The following is a 19,824-nucleotide window of genomic DNA, read 5'->3' as shown; positions in this document are numbered from 1 at the left end:
GTCGGCGGCTTACCATGGTGACAATAAGAATTCCATATTGCAACGTCCAAAATGTCCAGCTCACAACGCCCGCCGGGGCCTCCCGGCCTGAATCCCGCGGAAATCGCGCGCGAAGCGTTCCGCCGGCTCGCCACGCGGCGCATCGCGCCGACGCCCGACGCCTACCGCGAGATCTATAACGAAATTGCAGGCGTCGACGTCCTGCCGCCGCCTGCGCTCGATCCGGGCGCGGAAAACGTGCTGTCCGGCTTCGCGCACAAGCTGGCCGACACGCCGGGCGAACTGGCCGACTTCGGCGCCCGCTTCAACCGCGCCGTCAAGCAGCGCGACTGGGACGGCTATGCGCGCCTGCTGTCGCAACTGGCCGAAAAACACCTGCGCCGCCACACCCACCCCGTCCTCGGACTGGGCGCCGACGATGGCGAAGCGAAGCTGCTGCGCGACCTGCTCAGCCGCACGCTCACGTTCGCCGTCGCATCGCTGCTGTCGGGCACGCCGAACCTGTCCGCCGAAGCGGAATCGCTGGGCGCCGCCGTCAAGAGCGCGCACGGCGAAGATGCGCTGCAGGAAATCGCCGGGCGCCTGAAAGACCTGTGCTACCAGATCGAACTCAAGAGCGGCGACACGGCCGAGCAGCAGGAGCTGCTGCTGCGCCTGTTCAAGCTGCTGCTGGAAAACGTGTCGGAACTGCTGGACGACGACAGCTGGATGCGCGGTCAGATCGCCGCCGTGCAAGATCTCATCGGCGGCCCGCTCGACCACCGCGCGCTGGAAGACGCCACGCGCAGCCTGAAGGACGTCATTTATAAGCAGGGCCAGCTGAAGCACGGCATCGCGGACGTCAAGGCGACCGTCAAGAACATGATGATGACGTTCATCGACCGGCTCGGCTCGGTGGCGGCGTCGACCGGGGACTTCCACGCCAAGATCGGCGGCTTTTCCGAGCGCATCCGCGAAGCCGGCAACATCGAGGAACTGAACGAGGTGCTGGAGGAAGTGCTGCGCGAGACGAAGCTCGTGCAGGCCGAAGCGATGGCCTCGCGCGACCGCATGCTGGCCGCGCACCAGGAGGTGCAGGAAGCGGAGGCGCGCATCCGCGACCTGGAAGCGAAGCTGCAGCATATGAGCGAACTGGTGCGCGAAGACCAGCTGACGGGCAGCCTCAACCGTCGCGGCCTGGACGACGTGTTCGAGCGCGAAAGCGCGCGCGCCGACCGCCGCGGCACGCCGCTGTGCGTGGCCCTGCTCGACCTGGACAATTTCAAGAAACTCAACGACACCTATGGCCACCTGGCCGGCGACAATGCGCTGCGCCACCTGGTGAAGGTCGTGCGGGACACGCTGCGCTCGATGGACGTGATCGCCCGCTTCGGCGGCGAGGAATTCCTCATCCTGTTGCCGGAAACGAATGTCGAGGCGGCGTCAAGCGCAATGGTGCGCGTGCAGCGCGAACTGACCCGGCACTTCTTCCTGCACGAAAACGAGAAGATGCTGATCACGTTCTCGTGCGGCGTGGCCCTGCGCCGCCAGAACGAGGACCAGGCGAGCCTGGTGGCGCGCGCGGACAAGGCCATGTACCAGGCCAAGCAGAGCGGGAAGAACCGGGTGGTGGTGGCGGATTGACGGCCGCGCGGACGCCCTGCATTGCCAGGGCGTTATCGATGCACGCTCGACACCACAGGAAAATAAATTTTTTTTCACCCTAAAGTTCCCGGATTCGACGCCGCCAAGGCAAGCCAGCCCAAGCGGCCGACACAAAAACTTCAAATTTTTTCGCTCTACCCCTCTAAACTTTTGCCGTAGAGCACCGTTACCTGAATCAACAGCGGTTTGAATGTCACAAAACAGCGTGGCAGACCAAAGTGAATCGAGTGGCACGTCGCCACGCCCCGTAAGACCAGTCTGGAGAGACACCATGTCGTCCGTTATCAATACCAACGTTGCATCCCTGAACGCCCAGCGCAACCTCGCAGCATCGCAAAACTCGCTCAACACCTCGATCCAGCGCCTGTCGTCGGGCCTGCGCATCAACAGCGCCAAAGACGACGCCGCCGGCCTCGCCATCTCCGACCGCATGAATTCGCAGATCAAGGGCATGGACCAGGCAGTCCGCAACGCGAACGACGGCGTGTCGATGGCCCAGACGGCCGAAGGCGCCCTGTCCAGCTCGAGCGACATGCTGCAGCGTATCCGCCAGCTGGCCGTGCAATCCTCGAATGCCTCGAACTCGTCCAGCGACCGCAAGGCCCTGCAGACCGAAGTGTCGCAGCTGACCGCGGAACTGAACCGCGTCGCCACCACCACCCAGTTCAACGGCCAGAACCTGCTGGACGGCACGATGGGCACCGCCAACTTCCAGGTCGGCGCCAACGCCAACCAGCTGATCTCGATGACCGGCTCGAACTTCACGACCGGGACCTACGGCAACAACACGGAAGTCAAGGACGGCCTGGCGACCGCCGCCACCAACGCGGTTGCGACCGGCGACCTGACCATCAACGGCTCGTCGGGTTCGAAGAAAATCACTTTCGATGCCGACATCTCCGCGAAGACCGCCGTCGGGCAGATCAACGACGTATCCGGCTCGACGGGCGTGACCGCCTCGGCCCAAACGAACACCCTGCTGAAGGCCGACCTGTCGGGCGGCAACCCCGTGTCGTTCACGTTCGCCGTCGTCTCGGATAACGATCCGACCAAGAGCCCGGTCAACGTGTCGTTCCAGGTTGGTGCCGCCGGTGACGCCGACGCCTACGCCGCCGCGATCAGCGCCTTCAATACGCAGAGCGCCAAGACGGGCGTGACCGCGTCCTATGATGCCACCTCAAAGGGCGTGAAGCTGACGAACGCCAACGGCAGCGACATCAAGTTGACCAACAACTCGACCGACGTCACCGCCAGCGCGACTCTGGAGGCATACAAGGCCGACGGCACCGCCTCGGGCACCACCACGCCGCTGGGCAACGCCGTCGACGCCGTTGCCAAGGGTACGATCACCCTGGACTCGTCGGCGAGCTTTTCGACCACTGACACCAGCGGCTGGGGCATGCAGGGTTCGTCGGACCTGAAAAAAGTCTCCGACATCGACGTCAGCACCTTCGACGGCGCTCAGCAAGCGATCAAGATCGCCGACGCAGCCCTGTCCAAAGTCGACGACCAGCGCTCGCAGCTGGGCGCACTGCAGTCGCGTTTCGATTCGACGATCTCGAACCTGCAGTCGACCAACCAGAACCTGTCGGCATCGAAGAGCCGCATCGTCGACACCGACTTCGCCTCGGAAACCGCGAACATGACCCGCGGCCAGATCCTGCAACAGGCCGGTACGTCGATGCTGGCCCAGGCGAACTCGCTGCCGAACGGTGTCCTGTCGCTGCTGCGTGGCTAATCGGTAATGTAAAGCCTCCGCTTGCGGTGTAAAGTGATTCCTCGGCTGGAGTAATTCAGCCGAGGAATTTTTGCTAGGGAATGATCATGAACATTCAACCAGTGGGTTCATCCGCCGCTCCCCGCGTGGACGACCGCTCGCCCCTGCCGGCGGCTTCGGTGGGTGCGACCGACACGCCCGGCAAGAGCAAGCCCGCCGACGCCCAGCCGTCGCACGAGGACGTGTCGGCCGCCGTCAAGAAGATGAACGATGCCATGCTGGGCTCGACGCAGAGCCTGCAATTCTCGATCGACGAGGACAGCAAGGACATCGTGGTCAAGGTGATCGACCAGAACACCAAGGAGGTCGTGCGGCAGATTCCGTCCAAGGAAGCGCTGCAGATCGCCAAATCGCTCGACAAGTCGATCGACAAGGTGCAGCAGGGCCTGCTCATCAACCAGACGGCCTGAACGTCCCGTGGCTGCGTCTTTCGTGAAGCGCGGGCCCACGCCCGCGCTTGACGTTCTTTTATTATCTTCCCGCTCACGTTAGTTCCACCCGAATCGCCGGGCACGGAAATAACGCATGTTTCCCACTCTCAAGTCCGGTTTGCTTCTGTCGATAATAACTTACATTATCGCTTTCACAGGAGAAACAAGTGGGAATCAGCTCACCTGGTATTGGATCCGGTCTCGACGTCAACGGTCTCGTCAGCAAGCTGATGGCGGCCGAGTCGCAGCCCCTGTCCAACTACGACATGAAGACCGGGGTGTACCAAGGCAAGCTGCAGGCGTATGGCCAGGTGAGTTCGGCCGTCGGCGCTTTCCAGAGTGCGCTGTCCACCCTGAACTCCACGAACACCTTCAGCGCGCTCACCGCCAAGTCCAGCAACGACGCCCTCCTGAGCGCCACCGCCAGCACCGGTGCGGTGCCCGGCAAGTACAAGATCAACGTGAGCCAGCTCGCCCAGGCGCAGAGCCTGATGACGGGCGGCCAGGCCGGCACGGGCACGCAGATCGGCGACGGCAGCGCGACCACCCTGACGTTCCAGTTCGGCAGCGTCAGCGGCGGCACGTTCGGCGTCGCGGGCAGCGTGCTGGGCGCCAGCACGGCCGCGTCAGGCATCGCGTCCGGCTCGCTGACCATCAACGGCACCGCGATCAGCACCAACGGCACGACGCGCAGCGCACGCGACCTGGCGCAGGTCATCAACGACGTAACGAGCACGACGGGCGTCACCGCCAAGGCCGGCACCACGACCACGTCGGCCACGCTGTTCAGCGGCTTCGGCGACGTCACGGTCGCCAGCGGCGGCAGCTACGCCCTGTCGGTGGGCGGCGTCACCATCGATTCGTCGACCGGCAGCACGACCGTGACGGCGGCGTCGATCGACGCGGCGCTCGCCACCACCGGCGTCAAGGACGGGCTGGCGGCCGCCAATATCACCATGACCGGCACGGCCGCGGGCGGCAACCTGCAATTCTTCGCGGCCGACGGCTCCAACATCGACATCAAGGAAGCGGTCAGCGGCACCGTCACGGGCGGCATCGGCCTCGCGAGCACCGCCGCCAACACGGGTTCGGACAACACCACCACGGCCGGCGTGACCCTGAGCTCGGCGGACGGCAGCCAGATCGTCATCGGCGGCAACGCCCCGGCCGCGGCGGGCCTGACGGCGGGCAGCGCCGGCAGCCATATCGGCGCCAGCTTCGTGCAGGACGGCGCCCAGGCCAGCGGCACCGTCACGCTGGACACCAAGGACCAGACCCTGCAGGGCATCCGCGACGCCATCAACAAGGCCAATGTCGGCGTGACCGCGACCATCGTGTCGGACGGCAGCGCCAGCCCCTACCACCTCGTGGTCACGTCGAACAAGACGGGCGAGAAATCGTCGATGAAGATCAGCGTCGACGGCGCCAACGGCGGCCCCGTCAACGCCGGCATCGCCAGCCTGCTGGGCTACGACCCGGGCGGCACGCAGAACCTGACGCAGACGAGCGGCGCGCAGGACACCAAGCTGACCATGAACGGCATCGCCGTCTCGAGCGCCAGCACGACCGTGAGCGACGTCGTGCAGGGCGTCAGCATGGACCTGAACACGACCGGCAGCACGACGTTGACGGTCGCCCAGGACACGAGCACCGTGTCGACCGCGATCAACGGCTTCGTGAAGGCCTATAACGACATGAACTCGACGATCTCGAAGCTGACCGCGTACGATCCGACCACCAAGACGGGCGCCGTGCTGCAGGGCGACTCGGCCGTGCGCGCAATCCAGACCCAGCTGCGGCGCGCGCTCGGCGCGTCGGTCGCGGGCCTGGACAGCAATATGACGAACCTGACCCAGGTCGGCATCTCGTTCGCGCAGGACGGCAGCATGACGGTCGATTCCGGCAAGCTCGGCACGGCCATCTCCACCAATTTCAACGACATCGCGGGCCTGTTCGCGGCGGCCGGCTCGGCCAGCGACGGCGGCATCACGTACAACAAGTCGGGCGCCGCCACGCAGCCGGGCGAATACGCCGTCAGCATCACGCAGATGGCGACCCAGGGCACGCTGACGAGCGCCAATGCGCTGTCCGGCTCGACGACGATCGCCTCGAACACGACGTGGACCGTCACGTTGAACCAGACCGACCCGGTCACCGACAGCAAGGTCCAGAACATCCAGATCGCGGCCGGCACCTATACCAACGACCAGCTGTCGTCGATGCTGCGCGCGGCCATCAACGGCAACAGCACGTTTTCGTCGGCCGGCGACAGCGTCCAGACGTCGATCGACGGCACCGGCCACCTGGCGATCTCGTCGAGCAAGTACGGCTCGGCCTCGAACATCTCGATCGCCAGTGTCACCGGCACGCTGGTCAGCGACATCTTCGGCGCGGCCACGCCGGCCGTCGGCACCGACGTCCAAGGCACCATCGGCGGCGTCGCGGCGACGGGCAACGGCCAGGTGCTGACCGCGGCCGACGGTTCGAAGGCGGCCGGCATCCAGCTCACCGTCGGCAGCGGCACCGTCGGCGACCGCGGCACCGTGTCGTTCTCGCAAGGTTATGCCTATGCGCTCACGAACCTGGCCGCGAGCTTTACCGGCAAGAACAGCCTGCTGGCCAGCAAGACCGACGGCCTGAACGCCAGCATCAAGAGGGTGGCCCAGCAGCGCGACCAGTTCAGCCAGCACCTGACCCAGGTGGAAGCGATGTACCGCGCCCAATTTACCTCGCTCGACACGATGATCTCGTCGATGCAAAGCACGCAAAGTTACCTGACCCAGCAACTGGCCGCGATCGCGGCCAACCGATAACTGGATTTTTTGGAGAAACAAGATGTTTGGAACCATGAAACGCGGCGTCAACGCCTACGCCAACGTGGGCCTCGAAACCGGCATCGCCTCGGCTTCGCCGCACAAGCTGATCGTCATGCTGTACGACGGTGCCCTCGTCGCGCTGCTCAGCGCCAAGACGAACATCGCCGCCGGCAACATCGCCGCCAAGGGTTCGGCCATCTCGAAGGCCATCTCGATCATCGACAACGGCCTGCGCGCCTCGCTCGACAAGAACGCCGGCGGCGAGATAGCGGCCAACCTGGACGCCCTGTACGACTACATGAGCCGCCGCCTGCTGCACGCGAACCTCAAGAACGACGTCACCGTCATCGACGAGGTGCACCGCCTGCTGGCCGACCTGCGCGAAGCGTGGGTGGCGATCGGCGACAAGGTCGAGCAGCCCGTGGCGCCCGCGCCGTCGGCCATGCCGAAAACGCCCACGCTGGTGAGCGCATAATTGGGGGCCGCATCGATGATGACGAATACCGAAATCGCGGCCCTGTACGAAGCCATGGTCGGCATCACCGACCAGATGCTGGCCGCCGCCACCGCGAACGACTGGGACCGCCTGGTCCAGCTCGAGCACCAATGCGCCGCCTGCGTGCGCCAGCTCAAGGACAACGGCGACAGCCCGCTGGCCGGCCAGGAACGCGTGCGCAAGGTGAATGCCATCCGCAAGATGCTCGATTCCGACCGCAAGATCCGTGACCTGACCCAGCCGTGGATGGCGAAGCTGCAAGCCATGATCGGCAACAAGGCCGTCGAACGCCGCGTCGCGCGCGCCTACGGCATCTGACCCCTGACCGATGTTGCCGCGCGATACCGTCTCGCTGACCCAGGTGGCGCCGGCACGCCCCGCCCTGCCGGTCGGCGATCCGCGCCAGCAAGCGTTCGCGCGCGCCCTCGCCGGCCTCGTCGGTCAATCGATGACGGCCGACGTGCTGACGAAACTGCCCGACGGCAGCTTCGTCGTCCGCATCAACGACATGGCGGCGCGCATGCCGCTGCCCGCGGGCGCCGAGGTCGGCACGCACGTGCCCTTGACGCTCGTGGCGCTCACGCCCCGCCCCACTTTCCAGCTCCAGACGGGCCAGGGCGCCGCCTTCGCCGAGGCCGGGCCGCCGCTGCCGGAAGGCGCCGGCCTGCAATCGGCCCCGCTCGCCTACCTGGAAGGCAAGGACGCCGCCGCGCTGACGCGCGCGGCCGCCCTGCTGGCCGGTGCGCGCGGTCTCGCGCAACTGCCCGGCGGCGGGCTCGACGCGGCCAACGCGTCGATCAGCGCGACCGGCAAGGCGCTGGGCGACGTCATCGCCGCCGCCCAGAAAGCCGACGTGCAGGCCGGCGCCGCCGTCGGCCGCACGCCGCTGCTGGGCGCACCGTCGGGCGACGCGGACGCCATCGCCAAGGCGCTGCAGGACGGTCTCGGCAAAAGCGGCCTGTTCTACGAATCGCACGTTGCCGAATGGGCCGAAGGCGCCCGCCCCCGCGCCGACCTCGCGGCCGAACCCCAGGCGCGCGGCATGCCGCCGCCGACCGATCCGAATACCGCCCAATTGATCAATCTGCAATTGACCGCACACGAGCAGGGCAAAGTCGCCTGGCAAGGCCAGCTGTGGCCGGGCCGCGACATGCACTGGGACGTCGAGCGGGACGCTTCCGGCCGCCAGAACGGCGACGACGCGGGCGGCGCCACGTGGCAGAGCAGCCTGCGCCTGCGCTTCGGCGCGCTGGGCGAAGTGGCGGCGCGGGTCGTGCTGTCCGGCGACCAATTGCACATCCGCGTCGACGCGCCGGACGCCGTGATCAAGAACCTGCTGGATGCGCATCAGGCACGCCTGGCGCAGGCGCTGGATGCGGCCGGCACGCCGCTGGCCACCTTGGCCATCCACGACGCCGCGTCGAAAGGCGGGCCGGGCGATGAGCAGCGATAAGGACGAGAATCGATTCGCGCGCCGCCAGAGCGCCGTCGCGCTGGCCTACGGCGCCGGCGACGCGGCGCCGAAAGTCGTCGCCAAGGGGATGGGGCTCGTTGCCGAACAGATCATCGGCCGCGCGAAAGAGGCCGGCGTGTTCGTGCACGAATCGAAGGAGCTGGTGGCGTTGCTGATGGAAGTCGACCTCGACCGTCAGATTCCGCCCGCATTGTATCGCGCCATTGCCGAACTATTGGCCTGGCTCTATTATATTGAATCCGCGCAAGTTTCCGGCCAGACACCGCCGCCGGCACCGGACACGGCACGGCTCCTCCCACCCCAAGAAAGTACTCCGGTTGACACAGATGCAAGCAATCACTGACGCCGAACTAGAAGCCTGGCACGACTACGAGGTCGAGTCGTCCCGGGAAATCGTGGCCCTGCTGCGCCAGATCGCCGAAAAGAACCAGCTGATCCGCATGCTGATCAAGGGCGAGGCCGACGTTTGCGTCACGTCGCTGCTGCACGTCGACCCGGATGCCGGCACCGTCATCGTCGACCGCTCCGTCGACGCCGAACAGAACACGCGCATCGCGGCCGCCGGCACGGTGCGGTGCGACACGTCGCTGGACAAGATCCGCATCGTGTTCGGCCTGGACAATCTGCGCGAAGTGCAATTCGAAGGCGGCGCCGCGTTCTCCGCCGCCATCCCGGCCAGCCTGATCCGGCTGCAGCGGCGCGAGTTCTACCGCATGCCGACGCCGGTGACGAACCCGGTGCGCGCGACGATTCCCCTACCGGCCGGGCTGGGCGGCGACGTCGCCGTGTTCCCGCTGGCCGACATCAGTTGCGGCGGCATCGCGATCTACGACAACAAGATGCAACTCGGCACGACGATCGGCGAGACCTACGCCAACTGCCGCATCGACCTGCCGGAAATCGGCCCCGTCACGTGCTCGCTGCAGGTGCGCAATTCCATGGACATGACCTTGCTCAACAACAAGACGAGCCGCCGCCTGGGTTGCCAGTTCGTCGACATCTCACGCGGCAACCTGGCCGCCGTGCAACGCTACATCACCAAGCTCGAGCGCGAGCGCAACGCGCGACTGGCCGGGCTGGCCTGAGATCTATAATTCGGGGTCAGAGCACGAATTCGGGGTCAGAGCACTTTTTCGATCAAGAGCTAACGGGCATTAATCGGCAGGAGCAAGCGCTGATCGGTCGTGCCTGTGCCATTACAAGCGTAATCCGGCGCAGTGAAATGCGGTCGTGTGCAATTGTTCAGAAAAGTGCTCTGACCCCGAAATCCGTGAAGAATATGCTCTGGCCCCGAATTTCGCGCGGGCGGCCGGGCAGGCGTCGGCGGCGGGAACGCCGGGCCGCTGCCGGGCATCCAATCTTCAGGCACACGACCAGGAGATCCCATGCAGGCCGCCGCACCCAATCCCGATTCCCTCGACGACGACGACGACGCGCTGTTGCGCCACATCCGCAGCGGCGACCGCGACGCGTTCACGCTGCTCATGCGGCGCTACAATCGCCGGCTCTACCGGGTCGCGCGCAGCGTCCTGCGCGACGATGCGGAAGCCGAGGATGCGCTCCAGGATGCCTACCTGCAGGCCTTCCGCGCCCTGCCGACGTTCCGCGGCGAGGCCGCGCTCGGCACATGGCTGACCCGGATCGTCGTCAACGCCGCCCTGATGCGCCAGCGCAAGTCCGGGCGGCTGGCCGAGGTCATCGAACTGGGCGCCGATTTCGGCGCGGACGACTCGGCCGGGCCGCACTACGCCGACGACAGCCAGGGCGAACGAGAGCAGCCGGAGCTTGCCGCATTGCGCGCCCAGACGCGACGCCTGATCGAAACCGGCATCGACAAGCTGCCCGCCGTCTTCCGCACGGTGTTCGTGCTGCGCGCGGTGGAGGAACTGAGCGTGGAGGAAACGGCGGCCACGCTGGACATTCCGGAAGCCACCGTGCGCAGCCGGTATTTCCGGGCCCGGGCCATGCTGCGCGAGGCGCTCGCGCGCGAGATCGACTTCGCCATCGAGGACGCGTTCGGCTTCGACGGCGCGCGCTGCGACCGGATCGTGGAGGCGGTCCGGCGCCGGCTGGACGCGGAATGGGGCACTTGACGGGCGGCGGGAACGTGGACGGATCGGCATGCATCGAATGGGTTGTTCCACCTTTCCAACCCATCCAAGGAGTCCGCCATGAACCGATCCACCCCTCTGCTGCTGTCGTCCCTTTTTGCCCTGGGCCTGGCCATGCCCGCCCACGCGGCCGGGCCGAACGATGCGCAGATCGCCGCCATCGTCGTCGCCGCCAATGCGGTCGACATCGACGCTGGCAAGCAGGCCGAGACGAAAACGCAGAACAAGGACGTGCGCGCCTTCGCCGAGCGCATGGTGGCCGATCATTCCGGCGTCAACCAGCAGGCGACGGCGCTGGTGCAAAAGCTGCACGTGACGCCCGAGGACAATGACACCAGCAAGAGCCTCACCCAGGGCGGCACGGCAACGCGCGCCAAGCTCGCGGGCTTGTCCGGCAAGGCCTTCGACAAGGCCTATGTCGACAACGAGGTGAAATACCACGAGACCGTGCTGGGCGCCCTAGACAAGACGCTGATCCCGAACGCGTCCAATGCCGAACTGAAAGCCCTGCTCGTCAAGGTCCGCCCGGCCTTCGTGGCGCACCTGGAGCACGCGAAGCATCTCCAGGCCGAACTCAAGTGATGCGCCTACTTCCCGCGTTGTTCCTGTGCTTGCCCGCCCTGGCGGGCGCGGCGGAACACCGTGTCGTCATCGACGCCATGCGTTTTTCGCCGCAGGTCGTCCAGGTCAAGCCCGGGGACACGATCGTCTGGGAAAACCGCGACATGTTCGTCCACAACGTGACGGCGGCCGCGACCGGGGCAAGCTCGGGCGACCTCGCGCCCGGCAAGTCATGGCGTTACGTGGTGCGGGGAGGAACGTCGTTCGACTATCTCTGCACCCTGCACCCGGTAATGAAGGGCCGGGTGGACGTCGCCGGGCCAAGGCGGCGGCGCGCCCCGGCACACTGAAAATTCGGGGTCAGAGCACTTTTTCGCTGCAATTCGGGGTCAGAGCACTTTTTCGATCAATAGCCATCAACCATCGATTACCGATGATTGCCTTCGTTTGGATGCTCCCGCCCTCGATGGCATTGACAACGCGACCATCTCTCACCCGGCGTGCCGCGGCCATGAACAATTGTTCAAAAAATCGCTCTGACCCCGAATTTATGCTCTGACCCCGAATTTTAGACTTGCATGTTCATGATGTCGTGATACGCCGACACGAGCTTGTTGCGCACCTGTACGGTGGCCTGGAAGCTGATGCTGGCCTTCTGCATCGCGATCATCGTGTCGGACAGGCTGACGGAGTCGTCGCCCGCGGCGAATTTCTTGCCCATGTCGTCGGCCTGGATCTGGGCGTTGCTGACGTTCTGCAGCGACGCCTTCAGCGCATCCGAGAAGCTGACCTTCGACGATGACTCGGCCGCATCCACGCCCGAGGTCTTGCCGAGGCCGCCAATGCCGAGGCCGCCGCCCAGCGCGTCCGCGGCGGACGGCGACGCAGCCGGCTTCTGCGCCGCCGCCTTCAGTTGCGCCATCATCGCTTCGATCCGGCTGCTGTCGATGCCGCCGATGTTCATGTCGTTTCTCCCTGGTGCTCGCCAAACAAATCGATTCAGGCTGTCAGAATATCAGCGCCCCGACAACTATTGCCCTCGAGCAGCGCCGTAAACATGGCCTTATTCCGGGGTTTGAATGTTGCCCTACGGCTCCATAATGGCGTTCATAAACCCATTCCCTCCCCCCAACATGGCAACGACAGCGGAAGAACTCCTCGACAGCGACATCGCAACCCCGGCCGAAGAGAAGCCGAAGTTCTGGCAGACGACGATCGGCAAACGGGTGGTCATCGGCGGCGCCATCGCCGGCGTGGTGGCCATCGTCGCCGCCCTGTGGTTGTGGACGTCGGCACCGGACTACCGCGTGCTGTTCTCCAACTACACGGACAAGGACGGCGGCGCGATCACCGCGGCGCTCGACCAGATGGGGGTCAAGTACAAATTCTCCGATAGCGGCAGCGCGATCCTGGTGCCGGCCGACCGCATCCACGACCTGCGCCTGAAACTGGCCCAGCAAGGCCTGCCGCGCGCCGGCAACGTCGGCTTCGAACTGCTCGAGAACCAGAAGCTGGGCACGTCGCAATTCGTCGAGCAGGTCAATTACCAGCGCTCGCTGGAAGGCGAGCTGGCCAACTCGATCCAGTCGCTGTCCGCCGTCGCCTCGGCGCGCGTGCACCTGGCGCTGCCGAAGCCGTCCGTGTTCGTGCGCGACCAGCAGAAGCCGACCGCGTCCGTGCTGCTGAACCTGCAACCGGGCCGCGCCCTCGACCAGTCCCAGGTCAGCGCCATCGTGCACCTCGTCGCGTCGTCGATTCCGGAACTGACGCCGGCGAACGTGACGGTCATCGACCAGAACGGCACCCTGCTGTCCGACAACGCCAACAAGAACGGCAAGCAGCTCGACCCGAACCAGCTGAAGTACGTCGAGGCGCTGCAGCAGAACATCGTCAAGCAGGTCGAATCGATCATCACCCCGCTCGTCGGCCAGAACAACGTCCGCGCCGAAGCGACCGCCGAAGTCGACTTCGCCCAGACCGATACCGCGGCCGAGATGTACAAGCCGAACTCGCCGCCGGAACCGCAGGCGATCCGCAGCCAGCAGACATCCGAGCAGACCGGCCCGGGCAGCACGAACCCGTCGGGCATCCCGGGCGCGCTGTCGAACCAGCCGCCGGGCGTCGCGACCGCCCCGATCGACGGCAACGCGCCGGCCCAGGCGCAGACGACGACCACCGGCCCGACCCGCAAGGATTCGACGACCAATTACGAAGTCGACAAGACCGTGCGCTTCGAGCAGAAGCCGATGGGCGGCATCAAGCGCCTGACGGTGGGCGTCGTCGTGAACTACCGCCGCACCATCGATCCGAAGACGGGCAAGGTCGTCGTCAAGCCGCTGTCCGCCGCCGAAGTCGCGCAGATCAACGAACTGGTCAAGCAGGCGATGGGCTACAGCCAGGCGCGCGGCGACACGCTGAACGTGACCAATGCGCCGTTCGAAGGCGTCGACAAGCCGGAAGAGCAGGCGCCGCTCTGGTACAAGGACCCGGCCAACCTGCCGCTGGCGAAGGACATCGCGCGCTACGTCTTCATCGCCCTCGTGCTGGCCTTCCTGTGGTTCCGCTTCGTGCGGCCGCTGCTCAAGCCGGCGATCAGGAAGTTCGACGAAGCCGTGGCGATCCCGCCCGAGCCGGAACCGGAAGAGCCGGAACCGGAACCGGAACCGGACCCCGACGAGGAAGCCCGTCTCCAGCGTGAAGTGGAAGACCAGCAGAAGGTCCAGGTCTACAAGAGCAACCTGGAAATGGCGAAAGAGCTGGCCAAGAACGATCCGCGCATCGTGGCCAACGTGATCAAGGAATGGCTGGGTACTGAATAATGAGCGACAAGGACAAGGAAAGCACGACCAAGGCCGCGATCCTGATGCTGGCCCTGGGCGAATCGGAAGCGGCCGAGGTGATGAAATTCCTCGGCCCGCGCGAAGTGCTCAAGCTGGGCGCCGCGATGGCGCAGATGAAGGCCGTGCAGCACGAGGAGGTGTTGAGCGTGCTGGGCGAGTTTCGCGAGCGCGTGGACCTGCAGTCGACCGTCGGCCTCGACTCCGACGAATACATCCGCCAGGTGCTGACCAAGGCGCTGGGCGACGACAAGGCGGCCGTGCTGCTGAACCGCATCCTGGGCGGCAAGGACGCCTCCGGCATCGAGAGCCTGAAGTGGATGGATTCGCAATCGGTGGCGGAACTGATCCGCAACGAGCACCCGCAGATCATCGCCACGATCCTCGTGCACCTCGAGCGCGACCAGGCCTGCGAAGTGCTGGCGCATTTCACGGACCGCCTGCGCAACGACGTCGTGCTGCGCATCGCCACCCTGGACGGCGTGCAGCCGGCCGCCCTGCGCGAGCTGAACGACGTGCTGACCAAGCTCCTGTCCGGCAACGAGAACATCAAGAAGTCGTCGCTGGGCGGCGTGCGCACGGCGGCCGAGATCCTGAACTTCATGAGCGGCGAGCAGGAAGGCTCGGTCATGGAGAACATCAAGAACTACGACAACGACATGGCGCAGAAGATCATGGACGAGATGTTCGTGTTCGACAACATCATCGACATCGACGACCGCGGCATCCAGCTGCTGTTGCGCGAAGTGCAGTCGGAAATGCTGATCATCGCGCTGAAAGGCGCGTCGCAAGACTTGCGCGATAAAATCTTCAAGAACATGTCGCAACGTGCGGCGGAAATGATGCGCGAAGACCTGGAATCGAAAGGTCCCGTGCGCCTGTCGGAAGTGGAAACCCAGCAGAAGCAGATCCTGCAAATCGTGCGGCGCCTTGCCGACGAGGGCCAGATCGTGCTGGGCGGCAAAGGTGAGGACTCGTTCGTCTGATGGCCATCTCAAAAGAGTTTCAATCCGCGTATCAACGCTGGGAAATGACGTCGTTCGGCGACGAGCGCCCCAGCGCCCGTGCGCAGCGCGCGGCGGAAGCGGAAGCCGCGGAAGCGGCCCGCGCCAGCGAACCGCCGCCTCCCCCGCCGCCGCCCGCCATCCAGCTGCCGACCGCAGAGGAACTCGAAGCGATCCGCGCCGCCGCGCACGAGGAAGGCTATGCGGAGGGTCTCGACGCGGGCCAGGCCGAAGGCCACGCGGCCGGCTACGAAGAAGGCCTGACGCTCGGCCGCGCCGAAGCGGCCGAGGAACTCGAACACCTGCGCCGGCTCGCGACGACGTTCGGCGACGCCGTCACCGAGGCCGACGAGGCGATCTCCAGCGACGTGCTGGAACTCGCGCTGCACCTGGCGCGCGGCATGGTGCGCACGGCATTCGACGTGAAGCCGGACCTGATCCTCCCCGTCGTGCGCGAAGCCATCGACTACCTGCCGAACCTGCAGCAGCCGGCCCTCCTGATGCTGCACCCGGAGGACGCGCTGATCGTCAAGAGCGGCATCGGCCATGAACTCGACAAGAGCGGCTGGCGCATCGTCGAGGACGAGCACATCGCGCGCGGCGGCTGCCGCGTGGACACGGCCAGCAACCAGATCGACGCCCAGATCGCATCGCGCTGGCAACGCCTGACGCATGCGCTGGGCAAGAACGTGGACTGGCTCGAGTCATGACCGTGAACGCGCACACGGGCCGCTGGAAGTCCTACCTGAAGGACTGCGGCAACGTGGCCGATCTCGTCGAACCGATGCAGGTCTCCGGCCGCGTCACGCGCGTGGCGGGCCTCGTGATGGAGTGCGTCGGCCTGAAGCTGGCGGTCGGCAGCGCGTGCGTGATTCCGGTGGCGTCGGGCGCGCGCATCGAGGCGGAAGTCGTCGGCTTCGAAGGCGACAAGCTGTTCCTGATGCCGCAGTCGGACACCGAAGGCGTCGTGCCCGGTTCGCGCGTGTTCCCCGTCGAGGCCAGCGTGCCGAAGCCCGGCACCGTCGCGCATCCGCGCCGCCGTCCGATGGACCGCGCGCGCCACCTGCCGGTCGGCTGGGGCCTCCTGGGCCGCGTCGTCGACGGCGCCGGCCGCCCGCTGGACGGCAAGGGTCCCGTCGTGACGGAGGACATGGGCCCGCTGAACGCGCGCCCCATCAACCCGCTCGACCGCGCGCCGATCTCGGAAACGCTGGACGTCGGCGTGCGCGCCATCAACGCGATGCTGACGGTGGGCCGCGGCCAGCGTCTCGGCCTGTTCGCGGGCACGGGCGTCGGCAAGTCGGTGCTGCTCGGGATGATCGCGCGCTACACGACGGCGGACGTGATCGTCGTCGGCCTGATCGGCGAGCGGGGCCGGGAGGTCAAGGAATTCATCGAGCAGATCCTCGGCGAGGACGGTCTCGCGCGGTCGGCCGTCGTGGCCGCGCCGGCCGACGCGCCGCCGCTGATGCGCCTGCAGGGCGCCGCCTACGCCACCGCCATCGCGGAGCACTTCCGCGACGAGGGCAAGAACGTCCTGTTGATCATGGATTCGCTCACGCGCTACGCGATGGCCCAGCGCGAGATCGCCCTCGCCATCGGCGAACCGCCGGCGACCAAGGGCTATCCGCCGTCCGTGTTCGCGAAACTGCCGGTTCTCGTGGAACGCGCGGGCAACGGCCAGGCCGGCGGCGGCTCGATCACGGCGTTCTACACCGTGCTGTCGGAAGGCGACGACCAGCAAGACCCGATCGCCGACGCGGCGCGCGGTATCCTGGACGGCCACATCGTGCTGAACCGGAAACTGGCCGAGGCGGGCCACTATCCCGCCATCGACATCGAACAATCGATCTCGCGCGCGATGCACGGCATCACGTCGCGCGAGCACCAGCAGGCGGCGCGCACGTTGAAGCAGCTGTACTCGCGCTACGAACGGTCGCGCGACCTGATCAGCGTGGGCGCCTACGCGCCGGGCACGGATCCGGTACTCGACAAGGCGATCGCGCTGCACGAGCGCATCGAGGCCTTCCTGTGCCAGGACATCCACGACAACGTCGGCATGCTGCAGAGCTTGGGGGAATTGACCTCGCTGTTCGGCTGATTGACCGGAAGGCGCATCGGTATACTTGAAGGACCATGGCCAATGCATCCGCACTCGAAACCCTCATCGACCTCGCCCAGCGCGAGTCCGACGCCTGCGCGAAACGTCTGGGCGCCGCGCTCAAGGGCGTCGAGGAGGGAGAACAGAAGCTGCAGATGCTGCTCGGCTACCGCGACGACTATGCGAACAGGCTCGACGCGGCGCAAATGGCGGGCATCACACCGTTCGCATACCAGAATTTCGTCGCCTTCCTCGGCAAGCTGGAACAGGCGATCGACGGCCAGCGCGAAGTGCTCAAGCATGCGCGCGTAAAAGCCGACATGGAAAAGAAGGGATGGCAGGAAAGCGAGCGCAAGCGCCTGTCCTACCGGACCTTGAACGAGCGCGCGGCGGCCGAGGCGCTGGCGCTGGAAAACAAGCGCGACCAGAAGATGATGGACGACCATGCGGCCCGGACGGTGCGCTCCAAGCGCTGACCGGCAGCCCACCCAACCGAAGCGAAGCGACAAGCGAAATGACCACGACTTCCATTACCCAACAGCTCAACTCGACGAACGGCGTCAACCAGCGCGGCAACGACGCGAACGCCGGCCCCAGGAGCGACGGCAGCCAGTTCAGCGCCATGTTGTCCGGCGAAATGGAACGCAGCAACGCCGCGCTCGCGCTCGCATCGATGCCGGCCCCGGCCCCCGCGCCCGCGCCGGCCCCGAAACAGGAGGAGTCCAAGCCGGTCGACGCCGACAAGCCCGCCCAGGCCGAGTCCGCGCCGAAACCGGCCGCCAAGCCGGCCGACAAGACCGAGGCGAGCGATGCCAAGGATGACAGCGCCGACAAGTCCGACGACAAATCCGACGACGACGACGGCCACGCCAAGACGGGCGACCCGGCCAGCGCCATGCTCGCGCTGATGGCCAGCCTGCACAAGACGGGCACGGACAACAAGACGGCGACGGCCCAGGCCTTCGACGCGCTCTCCGGCAAGGGCAAGCGGACCGACGCCGGCCAGCTGGCCGCGCTGCAGGCCGCGATGAAGTCGGTGTCGAAAGAGGCCGGCACGGACGCGGCCGGCGCCAAGACCTTCTCGGCCACGTCGATCAAGAACCCCGCGCTGGCCGCGGCAGGCGCCGACCTCGGTGCCGACAAGGCCGCGGCCGCCGCGGACCCGCGCGGCGCGGCCGCCGCCGCGAAGCCCGACGCCAAGCCGCAGGTGGACGCCGCCGACTTCACCCTGCAGCAGGCGCGCGACGCCGCCCTGCTCGCGCACAAGGAACAGGCGCCGACGGCCGTCGCCGTCGCCGCCGCGCAATTGCAGCCGGCCACGCTGGAAGCCGCCCAGGCCGCCGCCGCCAGCGAGGAGTTGACGGCCCACGTGGGCACGGAGGCGTGGAACGACCAGGTCGGCCAGAAGGTCGTCTACATGTTGGGCGCCGAGGACCAGACCGCGTCGCTGACGCTGAACCCGCCGGACCTGGGTCCGCTGCAGGTGGTGCTCTCGGTCTCCAACGGCCAGGCCGACGTGACGTTCTCGTCGAACCAGCTGGAAGTGCGCCAGGCGCTGGAAAACGCGCTGCCCCGCCTGCAGGAAATGATGAGCGAGAGCGGCATCGCGCTGGGCAATGCGACGGTCAACGCCGGTATGTCGGACGGCGGCCAGGCGCAGCAGCAGCAGGCGATGGCGTCGAGCGGCTTCGGCCGCGGCGGCAACCGTGGCCGCGGCAATGGCGGCCGCGACGGGGACACGGTGGTGGGCGAAGCCACGGTCCGGCCGGCCAGGCGCACGGCCATGATCGGCGATCGCGGGATGGTCGATACGTTCGCATAAGGGCGATGGCGATCGGATGGGGTGATCGATGCGGGGGCATCGGTCACCCCATCCCGCATTTGGATACCGGGTCGACAACAAATCCATCAAGAAACAACGAGATACCCCGGGTTCCTCCCTCTTTTCGACCGTTGCCTATGCTCACTTTTTCCCGATAATGACATAATGACGGCACGATCCAACAGTGGGACCGAATACTCTTGAAAGCGAATCCAAAAATCAAGGCCGATCCGAAAGCGGATGCGGCGGCGCCGGCAGCGACCGGCGGCAAACGCAAATTGTTCGTCCTCATCGGCGCGGCCTTCGTCGTGCTGGCGCTGGGCGCGGGGGCGGGCTGGTACTTCCTGCACGGCAGCAGCAGTGCGGCCGTGCCGGCCAACAAGGACCATACGAGCAGCAAGAAAAAGAAAGACGACGCGGCGCCGCCCGAATACGTTGCCATCGAACCCTTTACGGTGAATCTGCAGCCGGAAAACGGCGAACAGTATCTGCAGGTCGCGTTCACGCTGCAGGTCGACAACAAGGAGCAGGTCGAGCTCATCAAGGCCAATATGGCCAAGGTGCGCAGCCGCGTGCTGCTGCTGTTGTCGGGCAAGAAGGCGTCCGAGATCAGCACGGTGGAAGGCAAGCAACGCCTGGCCGGCGAGATTCTTGCGGCGGTCAACGAACCGTTCGTCGAGCATGGGGAAGAACAGGAAGTGTCCGACGTTTTGTTCACTTCCTTTATCATCCAGTAAAGCAGAAGTCATT

At 66.1% G+C, this 19,824-nt stretch carries 20 protein-coding genes; 19 read left to right on the top strand and 1 reads right to left on the bottom strand.

The genetic code is table 11. The annotated features are described in order from the left end of the window. Positions 1–51 precede the first annotated feature (51 nt). The 12 genes from ISF28_RS08020 (at position 52) to ISF28_RS07965 (ending at position 11,660) form a co-directional block, all read left to right on the top strand. Positions 52–1,623, top strand: a complete 1,572-nt coding sequence (locus ISF28_RS08020) for a sensor domain-containing diguanylate cyclase (protein WP_198116645.1) — start codon at positions 52–54, stop codon at positions 1,621–1,623. Between the two features lie 292 nt (positions 1,624–1,915). Further along, positions 1,916–3,382: a flagellin N-terminal helical domain-containing protein gene (locus tag ISF28_RS31015; protein WP_198116644.1), complete on the top strand. Its 1,467-nt coding sequence runs from the start codon at positions 1,916–1,918 to the stop codon at positions 3,380–3,382. An 86-nt stretch (positions 3,383–3,468) separates the two neighbouring features. Further along, positions 3,469–3,831: a flagellar protein FlaG gene (locus ISF28_RS08010; protein WP_198116643.1), complete on the top strand. Its 363-nt coding sequence runs from the start codon at positions 3,469–3,471 to the stop codon at positions 3,829–3,831. Positions 3,832–4,019: 188 nt separating this feature from the next. Further along, positions 4,020–6,665: a flagellar filament capping protein FliD gene (gene fliD, locus ISF28_RS08005; RefSeq protein WP_198116642.1), complete on the top strand. Its 2,646-nt coding sequence runs from the start codon at positions 4,020–4,022 to the stop codon at positions 6,663–6,665. A 22-nt stretch (positions 6,666–6,687) separates the two neighbouring features. Continuing rightward, complete coding sequence (gene fliS, locus ISF28_RS08000; protein ID WP_198116641.1) at positions 6,688–7,143, top strand: flagellar export chaperone FliS; 456 nt, start codon at positions 6,688–6,690, stop codon at positions 7,141–7,143. 15 nt (positions 7,144–7,158) lie between these two features. Continuing rightward, positions 7,159–7,482: a flagellar protein FliT gene (locus ISF28_RS07995; protein WP_229518949.1), complete on the top strand. Its 324-nt coding sequence runs from the start codon at positions 7,159–7,161 to the stop codon at positions 7,480–7,482. A gap of 10 nt (positions 7,483–7,492) precedes the next feature. Further along, positions 7,493–8,617 carry a flagellar hook-length control protein FliK gene (fliK, locus tag ISF28_RS07990; RefSeq protein WP_198116640.1) on the top strand — a complete coding sequence of 375 codons (1,125 nt, stop codon included), beginning with the start codon at positions 7,493–7,495 and terminating at the stop codon, positions 8,615–8,617. Beyond that, positions 8,604–8,981 (top strand): EscU/YscU/HrcU family type III secretion system export apparatus switch protein, encoded by a 378-nt coding sequence (locus tag ISF28_RS07985; RefSeq protein WP_198116639.1) that lies wholly within the window; start codon positions 8,604–8,606, stop codon positions 8,979–8,981. Before fliK ends, ISF28_RS07985 begins: the two co-directional genes overlap by 14 nt. Further along, a complete protein-coding gene (locus ISF28_RS07980; protein ID WP_198116638.1) occupies positions 8,965–9,723 on the top strand; it encodes a flagellar brake protein in 759 nt (252 codons plus the stop codon). The genes ISF28_RS07985 and ISF28_RS07980 overlap by 17 nt, the downstream gene beginning before the upstream one ends. A gap of 300 nt (positions 9,724–10,023) precedes the next feature. After that, entirely contained in the window at positions 10,024–10,731 is a 708-nt protein-coding gene (locus ISF28_RS07975) for an RNA polymerase sigma factor (RefSeq protein WP_198116637.1), read from the top strand. Between the two features lie 78 nt (positions 10,732–10,809). Beyond that, positions 10,810–11,331: a DUF4142 domain-containing protein gene (locus ISF28_RS07970; RefSeq protein ID WP_198116636.1), complete on the top strand. Its 522-nt coding sequence runs from the start codon at positions 10,810–10,812 to the stop codon at positions 11,329–11,331. After that, entirely contained in the window at positions 11,331–11,660 is a 330-nt protein-coding gene (locus ISF28_RS07965; protein ID WP_198116635.1) for a cupredoxin domain-containing protein, read from the top strand. The genes ISF28_RS07970 and ISF28_RS07965 overlap by 1 nt, the downstream gene beginning before the upstream one ends. A gap of 218 nt (positions 11,661–11,878) precedes the next feature. Here the strand turns inward: ISF28_RS07965 and fliE are convergent, their stop codons facing one another. Beyond that, positions 11,879–12,274 (bottom strand): flagellar hook-basal body complex protein FliE, encoded by a 396-nt coding sequence (gene fliE / locus ISF28_RS07960; RefSeq protein WP_198116634.1) that lies wholly within the window; start codon positions 12,272–12,274, stop codon positions 11,879–11,881. Positions 12,275–12,443: 169 nt separating this feature from the next. Between fliE and fliF the strand changes: the two genes are divergently transcribed. The 7 genes from fliF to fliL all read left to right on the top strand — a co-directional run bounded on the left by fliF (position 12,444) and on the right by fliL (position 19,811). Next, complete coding sequence (gene fliF / locus ISF28_RS07955; protein ID WP_198116633.1) at positions 12,444–14,129, top strand: flagellar basal-body MS-ring/collar protein FliF; 1,686 nt, start codon at positions 12,444–12,446, stop codon at positions 14,127–14,129. Further along, positions 14,129–15,133 (top strand): flagellar motor switch protein FliG, encoded by a 1,005-nt coding sequence (gene fliG / locus ISF28_RS07950; RefSeq protein ID WP_198116632.1) that lies wholly within the window; start codon positions 14,129–14,131, stop codon positions 15,131–15,133. Before fliF ends, fliG begins: the two co-directional genes overlap by 1 nt. After that, a complete protein-coding gene (gene fliH / locus ISF28_RS07945) occupies positions 15,133–15,861 on the top strand; it encodes a flagellar assembly protein FliH (RefSeq protein WP_198116631.1) in 729 nt (242 codons plus the stop codon). Before fliG ends, fliH begins: the two co-directional genes overlap by 1 nt. Then, positions 15,858–17,252, top strand: a complete 1,395-nt coding sequence (gene fliI / locus ISF28_RS07940; RefSeq protein WP_198116630.1) for a flagellar protein export ATPase FliI — start codon at positions 15,858–15,860, stop codon at positions 17,250–17,252. The genes fliH and fliI overlap by 4 nt, the downstream gene beginning before the upstream one ends. Positions 17,253–17,287: 35 nt before the next feature. Next, positions 17,288–17,728, top strand: coding sequence for a flagellar export protein FliJ (gene fliJ / locus ISF28_RS07935; RefSeq protein WP_198116629.1), 441 nt, complete (start codon positions 17,288–17,290; stop codon positions 17,726–17,728). 38 nt (positions 17,729–17,766) lie between these two features. Beyond that, positions 17,767–19,074: a flagellar hook-length control protein FliK gene (locus ISF28_RS07930; RefSeq protein WP_198116628.1), complete on the top strand. Its 1,308-nt coding sequence runs from the start codon at positions 17,767–17,769 to the stop codon at positions 19,072–19,074. A 200-nt stretch (positions 19,075–19,274) separates the two neighbouring features. Continuing rightward, entirely contained in the window at positions 19,275–19,811 is a 537-nt protein-coding gene (fliL, locus tag ISF28_RS07925) for a flagellar basal body-associated protein FliL (protein ID WP_229518948.1), read from the top strand. Positions 19,812–19,824: the final 13 nt, after the last annotated feature.

Source organism: Massilia rhizosphaerae, assembly GCF_016093545.1.
In the GTDB taxonomy this organism is placed as follows: Bacteria; Pseudomonadota; Gammaproteobacteria; order Burkholderiales; family Burkholderiaceae_D; genus Telluria; species Telluria rhizosphaerae.
Note: the sequence above shows the minus strand (reverse complement) of the source record. Positions and strands in the feature narration are given on the sequence as shown.